General features: G+C 64.1%; 24 protein-coding genes and 2 tRNA genes. 16 read left to right on the forward strand and 10 right to left on the reverse strand.

Going from position 1 to position 24,932, the window contains the following annotated elements:
• Position 1: 1 nt before the first annotated feature.
• The 3 genes from AWB81_RS25155 to AWB81_RS25165 all read right to left on the reverse strand — a co-directional run bounded on the left by AWB81_RS25155 (position 2) and on the right by AWB81_RS25165 (position 2,019).
• Positions 2–75, reverse strand: a tRNA-Met gene (locus tag AWB81_RS25155).
• A gap of 112 nt (positions 76–187) precedes the next feature.
• Entirely contained in the window at positions 188–823 is a 636-nt protein-coding gene (locus tag AWB81_RS25160; protein WP_062639263.1) for a LysE family translocator, read from the reverse strand.
• A gap of 86 nt (positions 824–909) precedes the next feature.
• The gene (locus AWB81_RS25165) at positions 910–2,019 is read right to left on the reverse strand and encodes a porin (RefSeq protein ID WP_062639264.1); all 1,110 of its coding nucleotides are present in this window, start codon (positions 2,017–2,019) and stop codon (positions 910–912) included.
• Between the two features lie 316 nt (positions 2,020–2,335).
• Here AWB81_RS25165 and AWB81_RS25170 point away from each other — a divergent pair, with 316 nt between their 5' ends.
• Positions 2,336–3,568, forward strand: coding sequence for a pyridoxal-phosphate-dependent aminotransferase family protein (locus AWB81_RS25170; RefSeq protein WP_062639265.1), 1,233 nt, complete (start codon positions 2,336–2,338; stop codon positions 3,566–3,568).
• A gap of 55 nt (positions 3,569–3,623) precedes the next feature.
• Positions 3,624–4,370: an SDR family oxidoreductase gene (locus tag AWB81_RS25175; RefSeq protein ID WP_062639266.1), complete on the forward strand. Its 747-nt coding sequence runs from the start codon at positions 3,624–3,626 to the stop codon at positions 4,368–4,370.
• 7 nt (positions 4,371–4,377) lie between these two features.
• On the opposite strand, the gene AWB81_RS25180 is transcribed toward AWB81_RS25175, so the two are convergent.
• A complete protein-coding gene (locus AWB81_RS25180; protein ID WP_235025909.1) occupies positions 4,378–4,839 on the reverse strand; it encodes a ribonuclease HI family protein in 462 nt (153 codons plus the stop codon).
• 467 nt (positions 4,840–5,306) lie between these two features.
• Here AWB81_RS25180 and AWB81_RS25185 point away from each other — a divergent pair, with 467 nt between their 5' ends.
• Complete coding sequence (locus tag AWB81_RS25185) at positions 5,307–5,801, forward strand: PRC-barrel domain-containing protein (RefSeq protein WP_062639267.1); 495 nt, start codon at positions 5,307–5,309, stop codon at positions 5,799–5,801.
• 64 nt (positions 5,802–5,865) lie between these two features.
• Here the strand turns inward: AWB81_RS25185 and AWB81_RS25190 are convergent, their stop codons facing one another.
• The gene (locus tag AWB81_RS25190; RefSeq protein ID WP_235025910.1) at positions 5,866–6,042 is read right to left on the reverse strand and encodes a hypothetical protein; all 177 of its coding nucleotides are present in this window, start codon (positions 6,040–6,042) and stop codon (positions 5,866–5,868) included.
• Positions 6,043–6,326: 284 nt separating this feature from the next.
• On the opposite strand from AWB81_RS25190, the gene AWB81_RS25195 reads away from it, so the two are divergent.
• The gene (locus AWB81_RS25195) at positions 6,327–6,479 is read left to right on the forward strand and encodes a hypothetical protein (RefSeq protein WP_327372430.1); all 153 of its coding nucleotides are present in this window, start codon (positions 6,327–6,329) and stop codon (positions 6,477–6,479) included.
• Positions 6,480–6,533: 54 nt separating this feature from the next.
• Here AWB81_RS25195 and AWB81_RS25200 read toward each other — a convergent pair whose 3' ends face one another.
• The gene (locus AWB81_RS25200; RefSeq protein WP_062639269.1) at positions 6,534–7,361 is read right to left on the reverse strand and encodes an SDR family oxidoreductase; all 828 of its coding nucleotides are present in this window, start codon (positions 7,359–7,361) and stop codon (positions 6,534–6,536) included.
• Positions 7,362–7,707: 346 nt separating this feature from the next.
• On the opposite strand from AWB81_RS25200, the gene AWB81_RS25205 reads away from it, so the two are divergent.
• From AWB81_RS25205 to AWB81_RS25240, 8 genes are read left to right on the forward strand one after another with little or no spacing between them, the layout of a single operon-like run.
• The gene (locus AWB81_RS25205) at positions 7,708–10,041 is read left to right on the forward strand and encodes a bifunctional salicylyl-CoA 5-hydroxylase/oxidoreductase (protein WP_062639270.1); all 2,334 of its coding nucleotides are present in this window, start codon (positions 7,708–7,710) and stop codon (positions 10,039–10,041) included.
• Positions 10,038–10,817: an SDR family NAD(P)-dependent oxidoreductase gene (locus tag AWB81_RS25210; protein WP_062639271.1), complete on the forward strand. Its 780-nt coding sequence runs from the start codon at positions 10,038–10,040 to the stop codon at positions 10,815–10,817. The genes AWB81_RS25205 and AWB81_RS25210 overlap by 4 nt, the downstream gene beginning before the upstream one ends.
• Positions 10,814–11,353, forward strand: coding sequence for a MarR family winged helix-turn-helix transcriptional regulator (locus tag AWB81_RS25215; protein WP_062639272.1), 540 nt, complete (start codon positions 10,814–10,816; stop codon positions 11,351–11,353). The genes AWB81_RS25210 and AWB81_RS25215 overlap by 4 nt, the downstream gene beginning before the upstream one ends.
• 39 nt (positions 11,354–11,392) lie before the next feature.
• A complete protein-coding gene (locus AWB81_RS25220) occupies positions 11,393–12,244 on the forward strand; it encodes an enoyl-CoA hydratase family protein (RefSeq protein WP_062639273.1) in 852 nt (283 codons plus the stop codon).
• A 1-nt stretch (position 12,245) separates the two neighbouring features.
• The gene (locus AWB81_RS25225) at positions 12,246–13,427 is read left to right on the forward strand and encodes an acyl-CoA dehydrogenase family protein (protein WP_062639274.1); all 1,182 of its coding nucleotides are present in this window, start codon (positions 12,246–12,248) and stop codon (positions 13,425–13,427) included.
• Positions 13,424–13,864, forward strand: a complete 441-nt coding sequence (locus tag AWB81_RS25230; protein WP_062639275.1) for an acyl-CoA thioesterase — start codon at positions 13,424–13,426, stop codon at positions 13,862–13,864. The genes AWB81_RS25225 and AWB81_RS25230 overlap by 4 nt, the downstream gene beginning before the upstream one ends.
• On the forward strand, positions 13,861–14,256 hold the full coding sequence (locus AWB81_RS25235; protein WP_062639276.1) for a RidA family protein: 396 nt from the start codon (positions 13,861–13,863) through the stop codon (positions 14,254–14,256). The genes AWB81_RS25230 and AWB81_RS25235 overlap by 4 nt, the downstream gene beginning before the upstream one ends.
• Positions 14,257–14,298: 42 nt before the next feature.
• A complete protein-coding gene (locus AWB81_RS25240) occupies positions 14,299–15,939 on the forward strand; it encodes an AMP-binding protein (protein WP_062639277.1) in 1,641 nt (546 codons plus the stop codon).
• Positions 15,940–16,131: 192 nt separating this feature from the next.
• On the opposite strand, the gene AWB81_RS25245 is transcribed toward AWB81_RS25240, so the two are convergent.
• The 4 genes from AWB81_RS25245 to acs form a co-directional block, all read right to left on the reverse strand.
• A tRNA-Ser gene (locus tag AWB81_RS25245) sits at positions 16,132–16,221 on the reverse strand.
• Between the two features lie 48 nt (positions 16,222–16,269).
• Positions 16,270–18,315, reverse strand: coding sequence for a sodium:solute symporter family protein (locus AWB81_RS25250; protein ID WP_062639278.1), 2,046 nt, complete (start codon positions 18,313–18,315; stop codon positions 16,270–16,272).
• Positions 18,312–18,638 carry a DUF4212 domain-containing protein gene (locus AWB81_RS25255; protein WP_062639301.1) on the reverse strand — a complete coding sequence of 109 codons (327 nt, stop codon included), beginning with the start codon at positions 18,636–18,638 and terminating at the stop codon, positions 18,312–18,314. Before AWB81_RS25255 ends, AWB81_RS25250 begins: the two co-directional genes overlap by 4 nt.
• A 108-nt stretch (positions 18,639–18,746) precedes the next feature.
• Positions 18,747–20,729 (reverse strand): acetate--CoA ligase, encoded by a 1,983-nt coding sequence (acs, locus tag AWB81_RS25260; RefSeq protein ID WP_062639279.1) that lies wholly within the window; start codon positions 20,727–20,729, stop codon positions 18,747–18,749.
• Positions 20,730–21,085: 356 nt separating this feature from the next.
• Between acs and AWB81_RS25265 the strand changes: the two genes are divergently transcribed.
• The 4 genes from AWB81_RS25265 to bfr all read left to right on the forward strand — a co-directional run bounded on the left by AWB81_RS25265 (position 21,086) and on the right by bfr (position 24,929).
• Entirely contained in the window at positions 21,086–21,985 is a 900-nt protein-coding gene (locus AWB81_RS25265) for a DMT family transporter (protein WP_062639280.1), read from the forward strand.
• A 100-nt stretch (positions 21,986–22,085) separates the two neighbouring features.
• The gene (locus tag AWB81_RS25270; protein ID WP_062639281.1) at positions 22,086–22,664 is read left to right on the forward strand and encodes a TIGR00645 family protein; all 579 of its coding nucleotides are present in this window, start codon (positions 22,086–22,088) and stop codon (positions 22,662–22,664) included.
• Positions 22,665–22,723: 59 nt separating this feature from the next.
• The gene (locus AWB81_RS25275) at positions 22,724–24,247 is read left to right on the forward strand and encodes a fumarate hydratase (RefSeq protein ID WP_062639282.1); all 1,524 of its coding nucleotides are present in this window, start codon (positions 22,724–22,726) and stop codon (positions 24,245–24,247) included.
• Positions 24,248–24,452: 205 nt separating this feature from the next.
• Complete coding sequence (bfr, locus tag AWB81_RS25280) at positions 24,453–24,929, forward strand: bacterioferritin (protein ID WP_062639283.1); 477 nt, start codon at positions 24,453–24,455, stop codon at positions 24,927–24,929.
• The last annotated feature ends 3 nt before the right edge of the window (positions 24,930–24,932 follow it).

Here is a 24,932-nt window from a genome sequence, read left to right on the forward strand (position 1 = left end):
GTTGCGGGGGTAGGATTTGAACCTACGACCTTCGGGTTATGAGCCCGACGAGCTGCCAGACTGCTCCACCCCGCGTCTGAAGAGTTAAATTATAGCTGAAAAGCAGCAGCCGACGCAATCAAAACTTCGCGTTTTCCCGGATGCGGTCGTTCAAGCCGCGCCGCAAAGCGGTACTGATGCAATCCGATCAGCTAACGGGACGCCGCACGAACGCGAGCATGACGCCGAACCCGATCATCAGCGTGCCGCTCACGCGATTGAACCATTTGAAGCCGCGCGCGCCGTTCGCCACCGATCCGAGACGCGCGCCGAGTGCCGCATAGATCGCAATCGCAACCAATTCGAGCACGAGGAAAATCGCACCGAGCACGGCGAAGCTCGTCGCATAGGCTGTGCGGTCGACGAATTGCGGAAAGAATGCCGTAAAAACCAGAATCGCCTTCGGATTGCCGGCCGCGACCAGAAACTCCTGCTTCGCAAGCTTGCCAAGCCGTGCGGGACCATGCGGCGCGTCGTCGCGACGTTCGGCGACCAGCGCCGGTCCGGAGCGGATCAGCTTTACGCCGATCCAGACGAGATAAGCGGCGCCGGCGAACTTGATCAGCGTGAAGAGTGTCTGCGACGCCATCAGCAGCGCGCCCAGCCCGAGTCCGGCAATCGCGATCATGATCGCGAACGCGACCAGCCGTCCGAACGCGGCGAGCACCGAGAGTCGAACGCCGTCGCGCGCGCCATTGGACAGCGACAATACGTTGTTTGGCCCGAAGGCCATGTTGATCGCGAAGCACGCGGGCACGAAAAGCCAGAAAGTCTGCAGCGACATTCCAATCACCTTCCGGTGTGACGGACAAACCGTCACGCTAGCAGATTCGTGCCCGGTGCAGGCCGAAAACAGTCAGGACCCGGCGCTCAGAACCGATGCCGGATGCCCGTCGCGATCATCAGCTGATTGCGGCCACTCGCCGGATCGTTGGTGTTGATCACCGCCGGCGCCCCCGACGACGCCCGCTGATACAGCGACTCCAGATAGACGTCCGTGCGCTTCGACAGCGAGTAGTCCGCCTGGATCGCGCCCTGGTGCCAGTGCGCGCCGCCGCCATTCGTGTAGACGTAATTGCCCGCGAGCGCGAGCGCCGGCGTCAGCTGGTAGATGCCGTTGATTTCGTAGTTGCTGAGCGCGATGGAGCCGACCGCTTCGCCCGTATCCGCGTTGGTGACGCCGGAGTTAATCGCGCGCGAGAATGCGCCGGCCACCGTGAAGTCGCCGATGACGTAGCTCGCGCCGACACCGAACGTATTTTGCCGTTGAACGTTTGCGGCGATGACCGTGCCGTCGGCGCCTGGCAAGGTCAGCGAATCGTAGGCGCCCGTCGTCGTGTTGCCGCGACCGTTGTTGTGCAGGTATGCCGCGCCCACGTTGAACGGCCCGAGCGAGTAGTTTGCGCCGACGCTATAAGCACGATTGTTCGCGAACTGCCCTGCCGCGTTCGAGAACGCGTACATGCCGCCGAAGCTGAAGCCGCCGTAGTTTTCGCTCGTGTACTTCACCGAGTTGGCAGCGAGGAAGGAGTTGTTGGCGTTGTCGTTGTCGAAGATGTGCGCGAAGGCCGTGCCGCCCGTGCCGCCCGTCAGCGTGAACGGCGCGAAATAGTCGTGGATCGAATCGTACTGGTGACCGAGGGTCAGGGTGCCGAGCGTGTCGGTGCCGAGGCCGACGTAATACGGGTGATCGTTGAAACCTTCGCCCGTCGCGACCGAATATCCGCGCTCCAGCCGGAAGATCGCCTTAGCGCCGCCGCCGAGGTCTTCGGTACCCTGCAGGCCCCAGTAGCTGCCGTCGATCAGGCCGGACGTGAGGCGGTACTGCGCATGATCCGCGACGTTGTTCACGTAGGCGAGCCCGGCGTCGAGTTCGCCGTACAGCGTGACGGAGCTTTGCGCCGATGCGGCGCTGCCGGCGAGCGCGAGCGCTGCGCCGCAGATGACGTGGCGATGACGGACCTTGGGTCGAATGCGCATGCTTTTTTCTCCAATCGTTAGTCGAATTACTACTGACTCCTGAATCGCAGCTTCATGAATGATAGTGATTTTCATTTTGCAAATGAACATCCGCTTTCGAAAACGTGTCGATATCGCTGAATTCGTTACGTTCGCGCAGAAAAAGTGGGTTTGATGTTGCGTGCGCGCGTCATCCGGCTCTTGTCGGGCAGTAAGTGAACGCGCGGCCGAAAACACAATTTCCCCCAAAAAATCCTCTGACTGTTCATTCCCCGCTACGCTCATGCACTGAATAATCGGGTGATTGGCCGTTTCGCCCGCTCACCCGCCCAAAACCATGAAAAACGATTCCGTCTCGCTCGACTTGCCGCACGATTCCAAGAAAATCGCGTGCCCCGCGGTCGTGCCGCTCTCCTCAATCCTTCCAGAAGAGCCGCTCCTGATGATGGGCGCGGGCCCCGTCCCGATTCCCGATGCGGTCGCGAAGGCGAACGGCGTCGTGATCAATCACCTTGGCTCGACGATGGCGACCGTCATCGGCCAGGTGAAGGCGATGGCCCGCTACGTGTTCCAGACGCAGTCGAAATGGGTGATGGGTGTCGCCGGCCCGGGCTCGGCCGCGATGGAAATGGCGGTGACCAACCTCGCGTGGACGGGCACGCGCGTGCTCTGCGTATGCAACGGCTTTTTCAGCGAGCGGATGGCGGAGATGGCGCGGCGCGTCGGGGCCGATGTCGAAATGCTTGTGATTCCGAACGGTCGTGCCGCCGAGGCCGGCGAGGTCGCCGAAGCCATCGCGCGCTTCCGGCCTGAGATCGTGACGATCGTGCAGGGCGAAACGTCCAATACGGTTTGGAACCGCAATCTCGCGTCGATCGCGGCGGCCGCGCGCGACGCGGGCGCGCTCGTCGTCGTCGATGCGGTCTGCACGCTCTCCACGATGCCCCTGCCGATGGACGAATGGGGTATCGACGCAGTCATCACCGGCGGGCAGAAAGGGCTCTCGTCGATCCCGGGCGTCTCGCTGCTCGCGTTTTCCGACGCCGCCTGGCAGCGCATCAAGTCGCGCCCCGCCGCGCCCGCGCACTGGTGCCTCGACGCGTCGCTCGCCGAGAACTTCTGGCACAACGCGTCGTATCACTACACCGCGCCCGTCTCCGGCGTGCTCGCGCTGCACGAGGCGTTGAGGCTCGTGTGCGCGGAAACGCTCGAGCGGCGTTTCGCGCGCCACCTGAAGTGCTCGAACGCGCTGCAGGCCGGTATCGAAGCAATGTCGCTCGAACTCTATGTCGCGCGCGAAAGCCGCCTGAATTCGGTCGTCGGCATCCAGCTGCCCGAGGGCCTTTCCGGCGCCGATGTCTGCGCGCACATCTCGCGGCATCATCATGTCGAGATCGCCGGATCGTTCGGTGCGCCGATCGTGCGGATCGGGCAGATGGGAGAGCAATGCCGCGAGCATCACCTCTTTCGCACCGTGCACGCGCTCGGGCGCACGATGCACGATCTCGGCGTCGATGTCGATCTGCCGGCCGGCGTCGCCGCGCTCGAAAGGTCGCTCGCGGCGGCGTGAGGGTTTCGGGCATGACCGGTAAGATCACGTGATTTCCATCACTGCGACTACCGACATGTCCGTCCTCCTCACCAAAGCGATCGTCACCGGCCATTCGCGCGGACTCGGCGAGGCTATCGCCGAAGCACTGCTGGGCCGCGGCATTGCCGTGCTCGCGCTCGCGCGGCGCCGCAACGCCGCCCTCGCCGCGCGTTTCCCGAACCAGCTCGAAGAAGTGGAACTCGATCTCGCGGATCTCGCCAGCGTAGAACGGTGGCTCGCGAGCGACGCGCTGCAACGCTTTTCGTCCGGCGCCGGCACGCTGCTGCTCGTCAACAACGCGGGCATGCTGCAGCCGGTCGGCGCACTCGAACAACAGGACGCCGGTTCCATCGCGCGCGCCGTGAGCCTGAATGTCGCGACGCCGCTGATGTTCTCCGCGGCACTGGCTAACGCGAGCAGCGAGGCAAAGGAGCGCCGCATCGTGCATGTGTCGAGCGGCGCGGCACGCGTTGCATATCCCGGCTGGAGCATCTACTGCGCGACGAAGGCCGCGCTCGATCATCACGCGCGCGCCGTCGCGCTGGACGCCAGCCGCGCGCTGCGGATCGCGAGCGTCGCGCCGGGTGTCGTCGATACGGACATGCAGGGCGAGATTCGCGCGACCGGGCTCGAACGCTTTCCCTTGCGCGAAAAATTCGACTCGCTCAAGCGCGACGGCCTGCTCGCGAGCCCCGCGCAGTCGGCGCAGAAGCTGGTCGATTACGCGTTGAGCGACGCATTCGGCGAAACGCCCGTCGCGGACGTTCGCGATCTGCCGTGACTTCGGCTCAGGGTGCGTCGGGCAGGAATGGCCGGCGCGAGAGCGCGTCGGCGTTCGAGTTCCGGACGCGCGGAATCCAGTGCAGATGGACGTCGCCGAGTTCCCCGATCAGCCGCCGCGCGAGCGCCGCATGGGGCGCGAGCACGGCCGCGCCCGCGAGGCTCTTCACGTCGTCTATGACGACGCGACTGTCGCCATAGACCACGAGTTTCTCCGCGCGACGATCGAGCGCAGCTTCGAGCACTGAAATCAGCGCGAGATACTCGGCCTTGCTGCTGTCGCCGTGACCCGCTGCCGCGCTGATTTCGAGCGTCTCGCCGCGCGGGCTCCTCAACAAACCGCCGATTGCGATGCGTCCCGGGTTCGGCATCGCCGAGCCGTCGAACCAGGCGAGCCAGGCGCCCTGCTCGTGATGATGGTCGTGAAAATGCGCACGCAGTCGCGGCGGGTTGCGCGTGCACGAGTTCACCGAGCGACTGCCCGCCGGCCGCCTTTTCGAGCGTCCTCACGAGCGCATCGCGAGCGGAAATCGACGCGCCCTTCGACAAGCGTCGGCTCTGCGCGCGCTCCTTTTTATACGCGATGGACAGCAGTTCTTCGAAATCGAACATGGAGACGCGCATGCCGCGCGCATGGGGGATGAACGGCGAGCTTAGCAAAAACGGCCCGGTGGCGCGATCAGCGAGAGGCGGCCGGTGTCTCGACTGCCAGCAGCGAACGCGCTTCGTCGCAAATCCCGGGCATCGCCCAGTCGTCCGGTGCCGGATTGATCGCGCGGGCGAAGTGCGAGGCGCGACACCATCGTTTCCACTCACCGGGGATCAAACAAGGTGACCGTCCATCAGCGGACCGGCTCGCGCCATTCCGAATGGGAACGCTCATTGCTAAATTCGATGCAGACGGCCAGTCGAGCCGTCGACATCTCAAGGAGCAAGCATGAGCATCCCAACCTCTTCTGCATCAGGCGGTGCCGCGATCGTCGGCAAGGGCGCCGCGACTGCCGCTGGTCCCGGTCCCGACGTCATGGCGGCCAGCACGATCGACGGCAACACGGTCATCAGCAGCGACGGCGACGATGTCGGCTCAATCAAGGAAATCATGCTCGACGTGCGGCAAGGGCGCATTGCCTATGCGGTGATGTCGAGCGGCGGCTTTCTCGGCATCGGCGACAAACTGCTCGCAATTCCGTGGAGCGCCCTGACGCTCGATACCGACAAGAAGTGTTTCCGCCTCGCCGCGACCTCGGAACAGGTACGGAACTCGCCGGGATTCGACAAGGACGCGTGGCCGTCGATGGCAGAGAAGCAGTGGGCGAGCACCGTGCACCAGCATTACGGGCGCGAGCCGTACTGGTCGACGGATGTGAGCGACACGGGAGCGACTCCGCCTGCGGGCGTCGATGCGCCCGAAGCTGGTGGCGTGAAGCTTTGAAGCGCTGCGGGTCGTCCGCCGGGGCCCTCGATGGCCGGCGGTCCGGGCGCGCAACGCCTGCGGCTTATTTGCCCGAGCCGGCGTGGCCGAACTGCAGGCTGGCGAAATCCGTGTCGTCCATGAGCGCGGCTAGCACGTCATTGGCGAAATCCTCGACGGCGACGTGCCATTCGACCGTACCGACCGTAAAGTCGTTCGGACTCGGCTTTCCTTGCGCCTTGCGGATTGCACCGATACTCATGCTCAACGCCCGGGCCCGCTGAAAATGCGGGTCGTCGGATTCGAAGAAGGGATCGTGGTCGTGTTCCATAAATACTATTTCGGCACGATCCGCGCGAACTTTAGCCGGATCGAAAATATTTCGCGAGCGCCGAAGTATACGGGATGCTCGCGAAGTTGCATTTTCATGAGCGTACGATCGTTCGCCTGCCTTCTACGAGCAAAGGGACGCTGATGCGGGCTTACCGGAATCTCGCGGGGAATTCGGGCGTGCGGGCATATGAGATTTTGCGCAACGGAATTCGCGTGCAATTCGCAAATGGCGCGACGTATCTCTACGACCATCGCGTGCCCGGACGGGAGCATGTCGAAGCAATGAAGCGCCTCGCGGTCGCGGGGCGTGGACTAAGTACGTATATCGCGCGGTTTGGCGGGGACTACGCGGACAAGGTGGAATGACGAGACGGGCTGCGGTTGAGGCCGGCTCCGCGCGATTCGAAGTTCAACATCGATTCATCCTTCATGGGCGCGCAGCATCTGTTCGGCCCCAATATTGAAAAGCGCCGAGCCGGACAGGTTCTGGCCGCCATCGCAAACCAAAACGCAGCCGGAAATGTAGGAGGCCAGTGGCGAGGCGAGAAAGACCGCGCTCTGCCCGATATCGTCCACCGTGCCCATGCGCCGCAGCGGAATGGCGTCGATGAACTCTTCCTGCCGCTCCGGACTCCACAACCGCTTCATCCCTTCTGTCCCTTCGATCGGCCCCGGGACGATGCTATTCGTGCGAATGCCATAGCGCCCCCACTCCAGCGCCAGATTCCTCATCAGCATGTCGATGCCCGCCTTGGCCGCGCCCACGTGCACCTGGAAGGCATACGGCATATAGGCCATCCCGGCGGAGATGTAGATGATGGCGCCGTGCGTCTCCTTCAGTTGCTCGAAGGCCGCGCGCGAGGCGTTGAAAGCTCCGAGCAGGTCGATGTCGATGACGGTCTTGAAGCCGTTGGGCGAAAGCTTCTCCGCCGGGACCAGGAAATTGCCGGCCGCGCCGCAGACCAGCACGTCCACGGGACCCAGTTCCGCCCGGCTTTTGGCAAAGGCCACCTCCAGCGCGCCGAAGTCACGCACGTCGGCGACAACGGCGCAGACCGTGGCGCCGAGTGCGCGCAGTTCCGTTGCTGCGCTGTCCAGCTTTTCCTGAGTACGCCCGCAGATGCCCACGCTGGCGCCCAGGGCTGCGAAATTCTTCGCCACACCGAGATTGATGCCGCTGCTGCCACCTGTGACGAAGACGGTCTTGCCAGCGAACAGGTCGTTCGCCAGGTATCGAGTGACCAGCATGTCTCGCTCCTCGTTATGCGCGCCTGGCATGCGAAAACGCACAGATCAGCCGTAATACGCAGCGATCGCGCGTCGGCGGTGGCGCACCAGTTCTTGCTGAAGTTATAGAACACGCCCGCGTCGAATGCAGGATTCCACGACGGACCTGGCGATGCGCCTTGAATGTAGCGAACCACTTCGAAGTCGAAGGTGATCTTTTCGTCAGATGAGATGCCGGTTGGAGCCCGCGGCGCTTGGCGACGCGAACGATACGGCAACCGGCGAGCCGGCGTCATCGAACTCAATTTACTTGACGCCTAAAATATATATGCTTAAATTAAAGCAGTTTCCCCGGAAAGGAGCAGGCATGCGCATCGTTTGCATCGGAGGCGGTCCGGCCGGTCTGTACTTCGGCCTGTTGATGAAGAAGCAGAATCCCGAACACGAGGTGACGGTGGTCGAGCGCAATCGTCCGTACGACACATTCGGCTGGGGCGTCGTGTTCTCCGACCAGACGCTCGGCAACCTGCAGGGCGCCGACGCCCCGAGTGCGAATGCGATCCTCGATGCGTTCAACCACTGGGACGACATCGAGATTCATTTCGGCGGACGCACGCAGCGTTCGTCGGGCCATGGCTTTTGCGGCATCGGCAGGAAGCGGCTTCTCAACATCCTCCAGGCGCGTGCCGAGGAACTCGGCGTAAAGCTCGTCTTCGAGACACAGGTCACGGACGACACGGCGTACGACGCCGACCTGATCGTCGCGTGCGACGGCGCCAACAGCGTAGTGCGCAAGAAGTACGCGGCTACCTACAAGCCCGATATCGACATGCGCGATTGCCGCTTCGTGTGGCTCGGCACCGACAAGCTTTTCGACGCCTTCACGTTCGCGTTCGAGAAGACCGAATGGGGCTGGTTCCAGGCGCATGCGTATCGCTTTGACGATCACACGTCGACCTTCATCGTGGAGACGCCCGAGCGCGTCTGGCGCGCCGCCGGACTCGACGAGATGAGCAAGGAGGACGGCATCGCGTTCTGCGAACGGCTCTTCGCCCGCTATCTCGACGGCCACGCGCTCAAGTCGAACGCCGAGCACTTGCGCGGCTCCGCGCAATGGATCCGTTTTCCGCGCGTAGTCAACGAGAACTGGGTCCACTACCGGCCGCGCGCTGACGGCCGGACGACACCGGTCGTGCTGATGGGCGACGCGGCGCACACGGCGCACTTTTCCATCGGTTCGGGCACCAAGCTGGCGCTCGAAGACGCGATCGAACTGGCGAACAGCATCGCGGCGCATCCACGCGATCTCGAAGGCGCGCTGAGTCACTACACCAATGTGCGCAGCGTCGACGTGCTGCGCATCCAGAATGCGGCGCGCAATTCGACGGAGTGGTTCGAGAACGTGCAACGCTATGCCTCGTTCGAGCCGGAACAGTTTGCGTATTCGCTGCTGACGCGTTCGCAGCGAATCTCGCACGAGAACCTGCGCGAACGCGACGCAGCGTATCTGGCGGAATTCGAGAACTGGATCGCACAACGCTCGGGCCTGGACGCGACGGATCAGTCGAAAGGCCCTGTCCCGCCGATGTTCACGCCCTTCACGCTGCGCAGCGTGACCCTGAAGAACCGCATCGTCGTCTCGCCGATGGCGCAGTACTCCGCCGTCGATGGTATTGCAGGCGACTATCACCTGATGCATCTCGGCGCCCGCGCAATGGGCGGCGCCGCGCTCGTCATGACGGAGATGACCTGCGTATCGCCCGAAGCACGCATCACGCCGGGCTGCCCCGGTCTCTACAACGAAGCGCAGCGCGATGCGTGGCGGCGTATCGTCGATTTCGTGCATCGCGAATCCGATGCGAAGCTCGGCATCCAGCTCGGGCATGCCGGCGGGAAGGCATCGACCAGAGTGGCGTGGGAAGGCATCGACCAGCCGCTTCACGAGGGCAACTGGCCGACCGTTTCGGCATCGCCGCAGCAGTATCTGCGCGGCGTCAGCCACTGGTCGCGCGAGGCGAGCGTCGAAGACCTGCGCGAGATCGAAGCGCAGTTCGTGCGCTCGACCGAACTCGCGGCCGAAGCCGGTTTCGACTGGCTCGAACTTCATTGCGCACACGGCTATCTGCTTTCCGGCTTCCTGTCGCCGCTCACCAATCATCGCAGCGACGAATATGGCGGCTCGCTCGCGAATCGCCTGCGTTATCCGCTGGAAGTCTTCAGCGCGATGCGCGCCGTCTGGCCCGCGGACAAGCCGATGTCCGTGCGCATTTCAGCCCATGACTGGGTCGACGGTGGCATGACGCCCGACGATGCCGTGGAGATCGCACGCGCATTCAAGACGGCGGGCGCGGACCTGATCGATGTGTCGTCGGGACAGGTCAGCAAGGACGAGAAGCCCGTCTACGGCCGCATGTTCCAGACGCCCTTCTCGGACCGCGTGCGCAACGAGGCCGGCATCGCGACGATCGCCGTCGGTGCGATCTCCGAGGCGGATCACGTGAACAGCATCATCGCCGCGGGCCGCGCCGACCTGTGCGCAATCGCACGGCCGCATCTAGCGAATCCCGCGTGGACGCTCAACGAGGCAGCGCGGATCGGCTACTTCGATATCGAATGGCCGAAGCAGTATCGCGCGGCGAAGGCGCAACTCGAACGCAACTACGATCGCGATCGCGCGCAGCGCGCAAAGGACGCGCCATGAATGACTCTTTGCTCGCGAACCGCCATGCGGTCGTGACGGGCGGTGGCAGCGGTATTGGCGCTGCGATCGCGCAGGCGCTCGTCGCGGCCGGCGCGCGGGTCACGCTGATGGGCCGCGATGCGGGCCGTCTCGACTATCAGCGCGACAAGCTCGACCATGAAGGCGACGTGCAGGTTCAGGCCGTCGATGTCACGCAGCCCGATTCGGTCGCGTCCGCGTTTTCGGCGGCAGCCGCTGCGTTCGGTGCCGTCGATATCCTCGTCAACAACGCGGGACAGGCCGAAGCATCGCCGTTCGCAAAGACCGATCTCGCGCTGTGGCAACGCATGCTCGATGTCAACCTGACCGGCGTCTTTCTCTGCACGCAGGCCGCACTTCCCGCGATGCTCGAACGGGGAAGCGGCCGCATCGTCAACGTCGCGAGCACCGCGGGGCAGATCGGCTACGCGTATGTCGCCGCGTATTGCGCGGCCAAGCATGGCGTGATCGGCATGACGAGATCGCTCGCGCTCGAAGTCGCGACCCGCGGCGTCACGGTGAATGCAGTCTGTCCAGGCTACACGGAGACGGAACTGCTGAGGCAATCGGTCGGAAGGATCGTCGCGCAGACCTCGCGCAGCGAAGACGAGGCGCGCGACGCATTGCTTCGCAGCAATCCGCAGCGCCGTTTCGTCACACCCGGCGAAGTCGCCCATTCGGTCCTGTGGCTGTGCTCGCCGGGCTCCGATGCCCTCACGGGCCAGGCCATATCGATTTCAGGTGGAGAAGTAATGTGACCAAAGCCGACACGCGTACCGTCAGGAGCAACGCGAAGCGTGACGCCGCGCTCGCCGACAACGTCGTCGATCTGGAGATGAGCACCGGTGTCGACAGCCACATGGGACTGCGTCTGTGGCTGCGGCTCCTGACGACGACCAATCTCGTGCAGACGGAATTGCGCAAGCGACTGCGCAACGAATTCAACACCACGCTGCCGCGTTTCGACCTGATGGCGCAACTCGAACGCCAGCCGGAAGGCCTGAAGATGAGCGAGCTTTCGCGACGCCTGATGGTGACGGGCGGCAATGTGACGGGCCTGACCGACCAGCTGGAAAAAGAAGGACTCGTCGTGCGCGATGCCGATCCCGCCGACCGCCGCGCGTTCACGGTGCGGCTCACGCCGAGTGGCCGGCGTCTCTTCGACCGCATGGCGCGCGCCCATGAACAATGGGTCGTTGAACTGCTCGGCGGCCTGCCGCTCGCCGACAAGGCGCGCATGCACCAGAAGCTCGGGCGGCTCAAGCAGCACCTGCGCGAGATCGTCAAGCCGTAACGCAAGCGACGCGCCGCACGGAACAACAGGAGACACTCGATGAACGAAACCACCGCCGCCGCGCTTTTTTCCGGCAACCGGACGACGCTTGCGCCCTATCGCGCCGAACACTTCGGATGGTCGGTCGAAGGCAAGGTCGGCACGATCACGCTGAACCGCCCCGAGCGCAAGAACCCGCTCACCTTCGAATCCTATGCGGAGTTGCGCGACCTCTTCAGGCAACTCGCCTATTCGACCGACGTCAAGTCCGTCGTGATTCACGGCGCAGGCGGCAACTTCTGCTCGGGCGGCGACGTGCACGACATCATCGCCCCGCTCGTCGACCTGCCGATGCCCGAGTTGCTCATGTTCACGCGAATGACGGGTGATCTCGTGAAGGCGATGCGCCATTGCCCGCAGCCGGTGATCGCCGCTGTGGACGGCGTGTGCGCCGGTGCCGGCGCGATCATGGCCATGGCCTCCGACCTGCGGTTCGGCACAGCCCGCAGCAAGCTCGCCTTCCTGTTCACGCGCGTAGGCCTCGCCGGCTGCGACATGGGCGCCTGCGCGCTGCTGCCGCGCATCATCGGCCAGGGACGTGCCGCCGACCTGCTCTTCACGGGCCGCTCCGCGAGCGGCGAGGAAGCACACGCGTGGGGCTTCTACAACCGGCTCTGCGAGCCGGATGAAGTCGTGAAGGATGCGCAGACCCTCGCCGCCGAACTTGCCTCTGGCCCGACATTCGCGCACGGCATCACGAAGAAGATGCTGCACCAGGAATGGAACATGGGCATCGATGAAGCGATCGAATCCGAGGCGCAGGCGCAGGCAATCTGCATGGCGACGCAGGATTTCGGACGCGCGTATCGCGCGTTCGCCGCGAAGGCGCGGCCGGTTTTCGAGGGAGACTGACGTGGCCGACGCATTCAACGAGGCACTCGACTGGCCGTTCTTCGAGGAACGCCATCGCGATCTGGGCCGGAGCATCACCGCGTGGGCGGCGGCGCATCTCGGACAGGTCGCACACGATGACGTCGACGCGACCTGCCGCCACCTCGTACGCGAACTCGGCGCCGCAGGCTGGTTGCGTTACGGCGTGGGCGGCACCGCATACGGCGGCCACGGCGACACCATCGATACACGTGCCGTCTGCGTGCTGCGTGAAGTGCTCGCGCGCCAAAGCGGCCTCGCCGATTTCGCGCTGGCCATGCAGGGTCTCGGTTCCGGGGCGATCACGCTCGCCGGCAGCGACGCGCAAAAGGAGCGCTATCTGCCGCGGGTGGCCGCCGGTGAAGCGCTTGCGGCGTTTGCGCTGTCGGAGCCCGACGCCGGGTCGGATGTTGCCGCCCTTGCCGTCACCGCCCGCGCCGACGACGGCTCGTTCGTTCTGGACGGCGACAAGACGTGGATCTCGAATGGCGGCATCGCGGACTTCTACGTCGTGTTCGCACGAACCGGCGAGGCACCCGGCGCACGCGGCATCAGCGCGTTCATCGTCGATGCGGACACGCCGGGGCTCACGATCGCGGAACGGATCGATGTCATCGCGCCGCATCCGCTCGCCCGCCTGCGCTTCGACGGCGCACGCGTGCCGCGCTCGGCGCTGCTCGGCAACCGCGGCGAGGGATTCAAGCTCGCGATGCGCACGCTCGACATCTTCCGCACTTCGGTGGCCGCCGCGTCGCTCGGCTTCGCTCGCCGCGCGATGGACGAAGGACTCGCGCGCGCCGCCTCGCGCAAGATGTTCGGCCAGACCCTCGGGGACTTTCAATTGACGCAGGCGAAGCTCGCCCAGATGGCACTCACCATCGACAGCGCCGCGCTCCTCGTCTATCGCGCCGCGTGGCTGCGCGATCAGGGCAAGCCGGTCACGCGCGAAGCGGCGCTCGCGAAGTGGCACGCGAGCGAAGGCGCGCAGCAGGTGATCGACGCAGCCGTGCAACTCTGGGGCGGGCGCGGAGTGCAAAGCAACTCGGTCGTGGAGCAGTTGTATCGCGAGATTCGCGCACTGCGCATCTATGAGGGCGCGACGGAAGTGCAGCAACTGATCGTCGGACGCGACTTGCTGAAGACGTATGCAAAGGAGGCGTCATGAACTTCGAGCGCCCCGTGCGCATCCGGTTCTCGCATTGCGATCCGGCCGGCATCGTCTTCTTTCCGCGCTATCTCGTGATGACCAATGCGCTCGTCGAGGACTGGTTCAACGAGTCGCTCGGCATCGACTACAGTGCGATGATCCGCACACGGCGCGTGGGCCTGCCGATCGTCAAGCTCGACTGCGCATTCTCGAAGCCGAGCCAGATGGGCGAAACGATCACGCTGTCGCTCGAACTGCGGCGCCTGGGGCGCCGCTCGGTCACCATCGACGTCACGGGGCACGCTGGCGGTGCAACGCGTTTCAGTACGCAGCAGGTGCTCGTCACGACATCGCTCGACACGGGCGCATCGATCGACATTCCGGATGACATCCGCGCGGCGCTTGCTCGCTTTGCACCCGACGTCGCCGACACCAAACAGGAACCGCAATCATGAAACAAGCCTTGCTCCCCCCGGGCTGGGCCGCCCCGCGCGGCTATGCCAACGGCGTCGCCGCGCGCGGCACCCAGGTGTTCATCGCTGGCCAGATCGGCTGGGATTCGGAAGCGCGGTTTCATACCAGCGACTTCGCCGCGCAAGCGAAACAGGCGCTGCAGAACGTGGTCGACGTGCTCGCCGAGGCCGGGGGCCGGCCGGAGCATCTCGTGCGCCTCACGTGGTACGTGACGGACAAGCGCGAATATCTTGCCGCGCTGAAAGAAATTGGCCGCGCGTTTCGCGAACTGATCGGCGACTACGACATCGCGATGAGCGCGGTTCAGGTTGCCGCGCTGATCGAAGACGAGGCGAAGGTCGAGATCGAGGCGACGGCCGTCATTCCAGACTGAAGCGTCACGCATAACCCTGTTCATCGCATTCCGGAGGTCTTCATGCAACCCTCGGCTCACGTCGATACGTTCGCCCGCGACAACCTGCCGCCGCCCGAACAGTGGCCGGAGTTCCTGCTCGACAACCCCGATGTCCGGTATCCGGCGCGCTTCAATTGCGCGGCCGAACTGCTCGACCGGATGATCGACGAACGCGGGTTCGGCGAGCGGCCCGCGATCTGGTCCGACGAGAACGGCACGACTCAGTCAACGACCTATCGCGAATTGCGCGAGCGCGTGAACCGAACGGCGCATGTGCTCGTGAACGAGATGGGGCTCGTGCCGGGCAACCGTATCCTGCTGCGCGGCCCGAACACCTTGCATATGGCGGTCGTATGGCTCGCGTCGCTCAAGGCGGGGCTCGTCGTCGTGCCGACCATGCCGCTCCTGCGTTCGAAGGAACTCAGGCAGATCATCGACAAGGCCGAGGTCTGCGCCGCACTGTGCGACGCGCGGCTCATCGATGAACTCGCCTCATGTCGCGATCCGGCGCATCCGCACTTCTGCCCGGGCCTGCGGCAGGTGCGACTCTTTCATCACGTCGCCCCCGACTCCGTCGAAGCGCTCGCCGCCGCTCACTCGGCCGAATTTGCCGCGGTCGATACTTCCGCCGACGACGTATGCCTCATCGCGTTCACCAGCGGGACGACCGGCAAGCCGAAGGGCTGCATGCACTTTCATCGCGATGTGCTCGCGATGTGCGACCTGTTCCCGCGCCACGTGCTCAGGCCCACCCCCGACGACATCTTCTGCGGAACGCCGCCGCTCGCGTTCACGTTCGGCCTCGGCGGCCTGCTGTTCTTTCCGCTGCGCGCGGGCGCATCGACAGTGCTGATCGAGCGGCTCACGCCCGAGACACTGCTTGCGACCGTCGAGCGCTTTCATGCAAGCATCATGTTCACTGCGCCGACGTTCTACCGGCAGATGGCCGCGCTCGTTTCGCGCTTCGACCTGTCGAGCCTGAAGAAAACGGTATCGGCCGGGGAAGCGCTGCCCGATTCGACGCGCCAGTTGTGGCATGAGGCGACCGGCCTCGAGATGATCGACGGCATAGGCGGTACCGAGATGATCCACATCTTCGTGTCGAGCGCGGCCGAAGAAACGCGGCGGCACGCGATCGGGCGCGCGGTGCCGGGCTATGTCGTGCAGGCAGTCGACGACGATATGCGCCCGGTGCCCGCCGGTGAACTCGGCAAGCTTGCCGTGAAAGGTCCGACCGGCTGCCGCTACCTGAGCGACGAGCGGCAGGCGAAGTTCGTGCGCGACGGCTGGAACCTTCCCGGCGATACCGTTCGCATCGACTCGGATGGCTACGTGTTCTATCAGGCTCGCGCGGACGACATGATCGTCTCTGCCGGCTACAACATCTCCGGCCCGGAAGTGGAAAGCGCATTGATGCTGCATGAGGCCGTGGCGGAATGCGGCGTAATCGGCGTCGCCGACGAGGAGCGCGGGCAGATCGTCAAGGCATTCGTCGTGCTCAATCCCGGCTATGAGCGGGGCAGCGAGCTTGTGGCGCTGCTACAGGCCTTTGTCAGGCAGCAGATCGCGCCCTACAAGTACCCGCGTGCGGTTCAGTTCATCGATGCCCTTCCGCGAACCGAGACCGGCAAGCTCAAGCGGTTCGAGTTGCGATCGCTTTAGGGCTTTCCATTCGCCGGGGTCGGTCGGGGCCGACAGACGTCGACACTGCGAGCGGCGTTGGAGACGTTCGTAGATCGTGTTGCCTCGCTGCCTGCTTGCCGTGTGACAGCTTTCGTACCGCACAAAAACAAAACCCCTTGAGACACCGGCATGATCTGGCGGTTCAAGGGGTTGCAGGCAACTTGGGCAACTTGGCGGAGAGACGGGGATTCGAACCCCGGATAGGTTTTACCCTATACACGCTTTCCAGGCGTGCGACTTAAACCGCTCATCCATCTCTCCGGCAAGACGCAGATTATAGCAAACTCCGACAGCCCTGCCAGCCCCTGCCTACGGATGCCGGATGTAGTCCACGAGTGCGCGCGTGTACGCATCGGGCTTGTCGCGGTCGAAGAGACTCACTGCAATCGCGACGACGAATCCCGCCGGCACGCCGAACACGCCCGAGCTGATCGGCTCGATGCCGAACCACCGCGCTCCCGCGAAACCCGTCATCTGCGTGAAGAATGGATATGTCGAGACGATGTAATAAATGCACACGATGAGCCCCGCCATCATCCCCGCCACCGCGCCGCGCCTGGTTGTGCGCTTCCAGAACACGCCGAGCACAAGCACCGGAAATAGACTCGACGCCGCCAGCGAAAACGCCGCCCCCACCAGAAACAGGATATTCCCCGTATTCAGCGACGCCACATAGGACGCGAACAGCGCCACGCCTAGCAGCAGAATCTTCGATATCGTCACGCGCCGCTGACTGGTCGCGGTCCGGTCGACCATGCAGTAGTACACGTCGTGCGAGAGGGCGTTCGCGATCGTGAGCAAGAGCCCGTCCGCCGTCGAGAGCGCCGCCGCCAGCGCGCCCGCCGCGATCAGCCCCGAGATCACATACGGCAGCCCGGCGATCTCGGGCGCGGCCAGCACCACCATGTCCGGCTGCATCTGGATGCCGGCCCAGCGTACGATGCCGTCGCCGTTCACGTCGGCGATCCGGATCAGGTACGGCTCGACCTTGCGCCACTGCATGACCCATTGCGGCAGATCGACGAACCGGTGGCCGACGAGCCCCGACAGGATCTCGTGCTTGATCAGCACCGCGAGCACGGGCACCGTCAGATAGAAGAGCGCGACGAAGAAGAGCGTCCAGCCGACCGACCGGCGCGCCGACGCCACCGAGGTCGTCGTGTTGTAGCGCGTGAGGATGTGCGGCAGGCTCGCCGTGCCGAGCGACAGACACAAGAGAAGCGAAAGGAAATTGCGCTGGTGCACACGCCGGTTCTCGTCTTCGATCGCTCCCGGCGGTGCCGGCGACGGCACCGGAAAAGCCTGCGCCATCGGCACGGGTGCGGCCACGCGTTCGAGCAGCGCATCGCGGGCGCGCGACCATTTCGCGAGCGCATCCACGGGATCTTTCGGGAACGCTTCGAGCTCGCGCTCGCGCGCGCTGATCTCGCGCAGCGGCCCGTTGTGACGGCGCAGTTCCGCGATCTCGTACACGAGCCGCCCGTATTCGCTGCGATACGATTGCGGCAGCGTATCGATCTGCGACTGGATCTGCGCCGCCTGGCGGCGGTAATCGTCACGCACGCGCGCTTCCTCGGGGGATTGCGCGACCATCCTTTCAAGCGATTCGACGCGCTCCATCACGCGTCCGTAGTTCAGTTGCGGCAGCCAGCCGAGCCCTTCGCGATGCGCGATCATCGAGACCGGGATCAGCATCGCGCTGATCAGGATGATGTACTGCGCGACCTGAGTCCAGGTGACGGCGCGCATGCCGCCGAGAAACGAGCACACCAGAATGCCCGCGAGCCCGCAGAAGATGCCGATCGCGAAGTCGATGCCGATGAAGCGCGACGCGATCAATCCGATGCCCTGAATCTGCGCGACGAGATAGACGAACGAACAGAGGATCGCTGCAAACGCGGCGAGGCCGCGCACAAGGTTGCTCGAGAAGCGCGTGCCGAGGAAGTCAGGGATCGTGTAGCGCGCGAGCTTGCGCACGTACGGCGCGAGCAGGAACGCGACGAGGCAGTAGCCGCTCGTCCAGCCCATCACGTAGGCAAGCCCGTCGTAGCCGGTCGCGTAGATCGAGCCGGCAAGCCCGATGAACGACGCCGCCGACAACCAGTCGGCGGCTGTCGCCATGCCGTTGAACGCGGACGGCACGCGCCGCCCGGCGACGTAGTACTCGACGAGGTCGGAGGTGCGCGACAGGAGGCCGATTACCGCATACACGGCGATCGGCACGAACAGGAACACGTAGCCGATCCACATGCCGGGGCCGGTCACGCGTTCGATGCGCTCCATCACGAAGATGAAGAAAAAGAAGCCGACCGTATAGAGCGCGTAATAGACGATCAGGCGGTTGGTCAACTTCATGTCTCTGCGCCGGCCTGGCGCGAGGCTCGCAGGAGGCGCGCGTCGGCGATCTGCATCAGCACGATATAGACGACGATCAGCGCGACATATACGAGGATCGCGCCCTGCGCGCCGAAATAGAACGGCAGCGGGAAGCCCGCGATGCGCACGTCTTCGAGCCGCGATGCCACGAGCGGCAACCCGAACGACACGATGAAGCCGAGCGCCATCAGCACGGCGATCAGCGCGACGTTGAAGCGCCAGTAGGCGCGATGCGCGCGCGCCATCGTCGCCGATACGGGCGGCGCCTCGGGCGTGCGTTGGGAAGGGGTGTCGACGGGCATGCGACTGTTTACCAAAACCGCGCCGCGCGGGCAATCAGGATCGACCGCTGCAATGCAAAACGGCTGCCCGAAGGCAGCCGTTTTGCACGAAGATTCAACCGCGAGCACTCATCGCGCTTCGCCGAGTTGATCGAGGATCGCGGGATTCTCGAGCGTCGAGACGTCCTGCGTGATCTCCTCGCCCTTCGCGAGCGAGCGCAACAGGCGCCGCATGATCTTGCCCGAGCGCGTCTTCGGCAGGTTCTCGCCGAACCGGATGTCCTTCGGCTTCGCGATCGGCCCGATCTCCTTCGCGACCCACGCGCGCAGTTCGTTCGCGATCTTGGTGCCCTCCTCGCCCTCAGGACGCGCCTGCTTCAGCACGACGAATGCGACGACGGCTTCGCCCGTCGTATCGTCCGGACGGCCGACTACCGCGGCTTCCGCGACAAGCGGATTCGACACCAGCGCCGACTCGATCTCCATCGTGCCGAGCCGGTGACCCGAGACGTTCAGCACGTCATCGATGCGGCCCATGATCGTGAAGTAGCCGGTGCCCTTGTCGCGCACGGCGCCGTCGCCGGCGAGATACAGCTTGCCGCCGAGTTCTTCGGGGAAGTAGCTCGTCTGATAGCGCTTCGGGTCGCCCCAGACGTTGCGCAGCATCGACGGCCACGGACGCTTGATGACCAGGATGCCGCCCTGCCCGTTCGGCACGTCCTGACCGGTTTCGTCGACGATCGCCGCCATGATGCCCGGCAGCGGCAGCGTGCAGGAACCCGGAACCAGCGGCGTCGCGCCCGGCAGCGGCGTGATCATGTGCCCGCCGGTCTCGGTCTGCCACCACGTATCGACGATCGGGCATTTCCCGCCGCCGACGTTCTCGTGATACCACATCCACGCTTCCGGATTGATCGGCTCGCCGACCGTGCCGAGGATGCGCAGCGTCGACAGGTCATAGCTCTTCGGATGCACCTTCGCATCGGCTTCCGATACCTTGATGAGCGAGCGGATCGCGGTGGGCGCCGTGTAGAAGATCGTGACCTTGTGCTTCGCGATCATCTCCCAGAAGCGGCCCGCGTTCGGATAGGTCGGCACGCCTTCGAACATGACCTGGGTCGCGCCGATGGCGGGTGGCCCGTACGTGATGTAGCTGTGCCCCGTGATCCAGCCGATGTCGGCGGTGCACCAGAAGATGTCGTCGGGCTTCATGTCGAACGTCCACTTCATGGTCTGCGCGGCCCACAGCAGGATGCCGCCGGTGCTGTGCTGCACGCCCTTGGGCTTGCCCGTCGAGCCCGACGTGTAGAGGATGAAGAGCGGATGCTCGGCGCTCACCCATTCCGGCTCACACTGGTCCGATTCGTTCTCGACGATTTCGTGCATCCACTGGTCGCGGCCTTCGGTCCACGCAACCTTGCCGCCCGTCCGGCGATACACGATCACGTTCTTCACCGCCTCGCAGCCGCCGGCCGCGAGCGCTTCGTCGGCGATGTTCTTAAGAGGCAATGCCTTGCCGCCACGCATCTGCTCGTCGGCGGTGACGAGCGCGACTGCGCCCACATCAACGAGACGCTCGTTGAGCGACTTCGACGAGAACCCGCCGAACACGACGGAATGCGTCGCACCGATACGCGCGCAGGCCTGCATTGCGACGACGCCTTCCACCGACATCGGCAGATAGATCACGACGCGGTCACCCTTCTTCACGCCCTGCTTCCTCAGCGCATTCGCGAAACGGCAGACGCGCCCAAGCAGGTCCTGATAAGTGACGTTGGTGACGGTGCCGTCGTCCGCCTCGAAGATGATCGCGTTTTTCGCTCCGTTGCCTGCTTCCACGTGGCGGTCGATGCAGTTGTACGACGCATTGAGTTCGCCGTCCTCGAACCACGTGTAGAACGGCGCATTCGATTCGTCTAGCACCTTCGTGAACGGCTTGTGCCACGCGAGCGTTTCGCGCGCGATGCGGGCCCAGAAGCCTTCGTAGTCGCGCTCGGCTTCGCCGGCCAAGGCCTTGTAAGCGTCCATGCCGGAGATCGCGGCATTGGCCGAAGCCTTGTCGGAAGGCGGGAAAACGCGGTGTTCCTGGAGTACGGATTCAATCGCAGACATCGACAACCCCTTTGATGGTGAATCTAAAACCGTCGGCGCGCATGGGCGCGGGCCGCATGTTTCGTTTGACGCGGACGCGCATTCGCGCCTCGCTGCTGACTTTGTCTCCTGCTTCGACGAGCATTCGTTGCCGCGGTGCAGCACGCTCGTTCGCCGAATGTATGTCCGACCTTTATCTGCACGATAAGCCTCCCGCCTTACCCACTTCTTACGCAGCGCCGCCAATCGACACGGGGTATACGAGAGGGTCGCGCGGCTTCTACAATGCGCGCCTGGATTTCGTCCACGCGGCCATGAAGCGCCCGACCTGCATGCGTCCCTACAATCGTAACTGAACTCGCCGTCCGGATTCCAGCTTGAATCGATACGCCTTCTACCTAATTGCGGCCATGCTGCTCGTCGGCAGCAATGTCGGTGTCGGCAAGTCGATCGTCGCGTTCGTTCCCGTCACGCTGTTCGCGCTCCTGCGCTTCGTGATCGCCATCGCGGTGCTGTGGCCGCTCCTCCGGCCGTCGAAGATGAAGCGCGTCGCGCGCGGCGAATGGGTCAACCTGTTCCTGCAGGCGCTCTTCGGCACGTTCATGTTCACGCTGCTCATGCTCAACGGCGTGCAGCGCACGAGCGCGGTCGCGGCGGGCGTCATCACGAGCACGATCCCGGCGGTCGTCGCTATCTTCGCGTGGATCTTCCTCAAGGAGCGGCCCAACGGCCGCGCGCTCGTGTCGATCGCGCTGGCGATCGCGGGTGTGGTCGTGATCAACGTCGCGCAGAGTGCGCACGGCGCGGGTGTGGCCAAGGAGAGTTCGCTCGCCGGCAACCTCATGGTGCTCGGCGCCGTGTGCTGCGAATCCTTCTACGTGATCCTTTCGCGGCGCCTCACGCAGACGCTGCCCGCCATCGACATCTGCGCGTACACGCATTTCTTCGGGCTCTTGCTGATGCTGCCGCTCGGCCTGCCGGCGCTCGTCTCCTTCGACTACGCGAGCGTCGGCGCGGGAACGTGGACGCTCGTGCTGTGGTATGGGCTGTCGGCGAGCATCTTCTCGTTCTGGCTGTGGATGAAGGGCATCCGGCACGTGGACGGCAGCCTCGCCGGCGTATTCTCGGCCGTCCTGCCGATCGCGGCCGCGGTGTACGGCATCGTGTTCCTCGGCGAGCGGCCGACGATCGCGCATGGCGTCGCGCTCGCGTGCGTGGTCGCTGGCATCGCGCTCGCGAGCATCCGTGCGCGCCAGGTTCCGCCGATGGCGTCCTGAACCCGCGCCGCCGCCTACGCCTGGCGCGTTCCGCGAACCTTACTATCCACGCGCTACAATTGCGGGTTCTCCAATCCGGCATTCGTCCAACCTGAAGCCCATGTCCGCTCCCAAGCCCGTTCGCGGCTCGACCCGCCCGATGAGCACGCTCCCGAAGCTCATTTTCATGAGCCGCTGGCTCCAGGTGCCGCTTTATCTCGGCCTGATCGTCGCGCAGGGCGTCTACGTCGTGCTGTTCGTGAAGGAAGTGTGGCACCTCGTGTCGCACGCCTTCACGCTCGACGAAACCAACATCATGCTGGTCGTGCTCGGCCTGATCGACGTGGTGATGATCTCGAATCTGCTCATCATGGTGATCGTCGGCGGCTATGAGACCTTCGTCTCGCGGCTCGGCGTGGAAGGCCACCCGGACGAGCCCGAATGGCTCGATCACGTCAACGCGGGCGTACTGAAGGTGAAGCTTTCGATGGCGCTCATCAGCATCTCTTCGATCCATCTGCTGAAAACCTTCATCGATCCGGACCAGCACTCGCAGAGCGCGGTAATGTGGCAGGTGCTCATCCACCTCGCGTTCCTGCTGTCCGCGCTGATCATGGCGTGGGTGGACCGCCTGACCACGCATACGCATCCGCAGCATTTTCATATCGAGTCGGTCGCGCCCGCCCGCGCAGCCGACTGAGAGCGCCGCAGAGCGCCGAACCGATCCCGTCCCCCAAGACGTCTCCCAGAGCCCAAGCCATGACCGTCATCAAACAGGAAGACCTGATCCAGAGCATCGCCGATTCGCTCCAGCACATCAGCTACTACCATCCGCTCGACTATATCCAGGCGCTCGGCCGCGCCTACGAGCTGGAGGAAAGCCCGGCCGCAAAGGACGCGATCGCGCAGATCCTGACCAACAGCCGCATGTGCGCGGAAGGCCGACGCCCGATCTGCCAGGACACCGGCATCGTCACGGTCTTCGTGAAGGTCGGCATGGACGTGCGCTGGGACGGTGCGACGATGGGCGTCACCGAGATGATCAACGAAGGCGTGCGCCGCGGTTATCTGAACCCGGACAACGTGCTGCGCGCGTCGATCGTGAGCCCGCCCGAAGGCGGACGCAAGAATACGAAGGACAACACGCCGGCCGTCATCCACTACGAGATCGTGCCGGGCGACAAGGTCGACGTGCAGGTCGCGGCGAAGGGCGGCGGCTCGGAGAACAAGTCGAAGTTCGCGATGCTGAACCCGTCCGACTCGATCGTCGACTGGATTCTGAAGACCGTGCCGACGATGGGCGCCGGCTGGTGCCCGCCGGGCATGCTCGGCATCGGCATCGGCGGCACGGCCGAGAAGGCGATGGTCATGGCGAAGGAATCGCTGATGGACCCGATCGACATCCAGGACATCATCGCGCGCGGCCCGCAGGACTGGATCGAGGAGCTGCGCGTCGAGCTGCACGAGAAGGTCAACGCGCTCGGCATCGGCGCGCAAGGGCTCGGCGGCCTGGCGACCGTGCTCGACGTCAAGATCATGGCAGCGCCGACGCACGCAGCGTCGAAGCCGGTCGCGATCATCCCGAACTGCGCGGCGACGCGCCACGCGCACTTCACGCTCGACGGCTCGGGCGTCGCCAGGCTCGAAGCGCCGTCGCTCGACTCGTGGCCGAAGGTGAACTGGGAGCCGAACACGGAGACGAGCCAGCGCGTCGACCTGAACACGCTCACGCCGGAGCAGGTCGCCGCGTGGAAGCCGGGCCAGACGCTGCTGCTCTCCGGAAAGATGCTCACGGGCCGGGACGCGGCGCACAAGCGTATCGCCGACATGCTCGCGAAAGGCGAAAAGCTGCCGGTCGATTTCAAGAATCGTGTGATCTATTACGTCGGCCCGGTCGATCCGGTGCGCGATGAAGTCGTCGGTCCGGCGGGCCCGACCACCGCGACGCGCATGGACAAGTTCACCGAACTGATGCTCTCGCAGACCGGCCTCATCTCGATGATCGGCAAGGCCGAGCGCGGCCCGGTGGCGATCGAGGCAATCAAGAAGCACAACGCGGCCTACCTGATGGCGGTTGGCGGCGCGGCGTATCTGGTGTCGAAGGCGATCCGCGGTGCGAAAGTCGTCGCGTTCGAGGACCTCGGCATGGAAGCGATCTACGAGTTCGACGTGCAGGACATGCCGGTGACGGTGGCGGTCGACTCGTCGGGCACCTCGGTGCACAAGACCGGACCGGCCGAGTGGCAGGCAAAGATCGGCAAGATTCCCGTTGCTACTGCCTGATGCCGGACCGCTGAATCATTACCAGCCTATGAAAAAACCGGGCATCATCGCCCGGTTTTTTTATTGGTTAGGATATATCCCCTAAAGAGATTCGTTCTCGTTTTCATCTGAAACAAAAGATTTTTATCTAACCTTGGCATTTCCCGCTGCAAGGTTTATCGTTCAAAAATTCCGAGAAGCATTACGCCCCGAACAAGGAACAATCATGCAAGGCGACCCGAAAGTCATCGAATACCTGAACTCGCAGCTGAAGAACGAACTGACTGCGATCAATCAATATTTCCTGCACGCGCGGATGTACCAGCATTGGGGCCTGGAGCGCCTGAACAAGCACGAATACGACGAATCGATCGGCGAAATGAAGCACGCCGACTGGCTGATCCAGCGCGTATTCATGCTCGACGGCCTGCCGAACCTGCAGGATCTGCACAAGCTCCTGATCGGCGAAGAGACGAAAGAGATTCTCGAATGCGACCTGAAGCTCGAGCAGATTTCGCAAAGCACGTGCAAGGAAGCGATCGTTTATTGTGAATCGGTGCGCGATTTCATTTCGCGTGAAATTTTCGTGAAGATTCTCGACGATACCGAAGAGCACATCGACTGGCTCGAAACGCAACTCGATCTGATCGACAAGGTCGGTATTCAGAATTACCAGCAAACCATGATGGGCGAGGGCGAATAAGTC

The organism is Caballeronia arationis (assembly GCF_001544975.2).
GTDB classification, from domain to species: Bacteria; Pseudomonadota; Gammaproteobacteria; order Burkholderiales; family Burkholderiaceae; genus Caballeronia; species Caballeronia arationis.

What these genes read in the sequence shown, in the direction of transcription:
- AWB81_RS25160 (WP_062639263.1), bottom strand. Translation starts at nt 823, where the DNA reads ATGTCGCTGCAGACTTTCTGGCTTTTCGTGCCCGCGTGCTTCGCGATC.
- AWB81_RS25165 (WP_062639264.1), bottom strand. Translation starts at nt 2,019, where the DNA reads ATGCGCATTCGACCCAAGGTCCGTCATCGCCACGTCATCTGCGGCGCA.
- AWB81_RS25170 (WP_062639265.1), top strand. Translation starts at nt 2,336, where the DNA reads ATGAAAAACGATTCCGTCTCGCTCGACTTGCCGCACGATTCCAAGAAA.
- AWB81_RS25175 (WP_062639266.1), top strand. Translation starts at nt 3,624, where the DNA reads ATGTCCGTCCTCCTCACCAAAGCGATCGTCACCGGCCATTCGCGCGGA.
- AWB81_RS25185 (WP_062639267.1), top strand. Translation starts at nt 5,307, where the DNA reads ATGAGCATCCCAACCTCTTCTGCATCAGGCGGTGCCGCGATCGTCGGC.
- AWB81_RS25190 (WP_235025910.1), bottom strand. Translation starts at nt 6,042, where the DNA reads ATGAGTATCGGTGCAATCCGCAAGGCGCAAGGAAAGCCGAGTCCGAAC.
- AWB81_RS25200 (WP_062639269.1), bottom strand. Translation starts at nt 7,361, where the DNA reads ATGCTGGTCACTCGATACCTGGCGAACGACCTGTTCGCTGGCAAGACC.
- AWB81_RS25205 (WP_062639270.1), top strand. Translation starts at nt 7,708, where the DNA reads ATGCGCATCGTTTGCATCGGAGGCGGTCCGGCCGGTCTGTACTTCGGC.
- AWB81_RS25210 (WP_062639271.1), top strand. Translation starts at nt 10,038, where the DNA reads ATGAATGACTCTTTGCTCGCGAACCGCCATGCGGTCGTGACGGGCGGT.
- AWB81_RS25220 (WP_062639273.1), top strand. Translation starts at nt 11,393, where the DNA reads ATGAACGAAACCACCGCCGCCGCGCTTTTTTCCGGCAACCGGACGACG.
- AWB81_RS25230 (WP_062639275.1), top strand. Translation starts at nt 13,424, where the DNA reads ATGAACTTCGAGCGCCCCGTGCGCATCCGGTTCTCGCATTGCGATCCG.
- AWB81_RS25235 (WP_062639276.1), top strand. Translation starts at nt 13,861, where the DNA reads ATGAAACAAGCCTTGCTCCCCCCGGGCTGGGCCGCCCCGCGCGGCTAT.
- AWB81_RS25240 (WP_062639277.1), top strand. Translation starts at nt 14,299, where the DNA reads ATGCAACCCTCGGCTCACGTCGATACGTTCGCCCGCGACAACCTGCCG.
- AWB81_RS25250 (WP_062639278.1), bottom strand. Translation starts at nt 18,315, where the DNA reads ATGAAGTTGACCAACCGCCTGATCGTCTATTACGCGCTCTATACGGTC.
- AWB81_RS25255 (WP_062639301.1), bottom strand. Translation starts at nt 18,638, where the DNA reads ATGCCCGTCGACACCCCTTCCCAACGCACGCCCGAGGCGCCGCCCGTA.
- acs (WP_062639279.1), bottom strand. Translation starts at nt 20,729, where the DNA reads ATGTCTGCGATTGAATCCGTACTCCAGGAACACCGCGTTTTCCCGCCT.
- AWB81_RS25270 (WP_062639281.1), top strand. Translation starts at nt 22,086, where the DNA reads ATGTCCGCTCCCAAGCCCGTTCGCGGCTCGACCCGCCCGATGAGCACG.
- AWB81_RS25275 (WP_062639282.1), top strand. Translation starts at nt 22,724, where the DNA reads ATGACCGTCATCAAACAGGAAGACCTGATCCAGAGCATCGCCGATTCG.
- bfr (WP_062639283.1), top strand. Translation starts at nt 24,453, where the DNA reads ATGCAAGGCGACCCGAAAGTCATCGAATACCTGAACTCGCAGCTGAAG.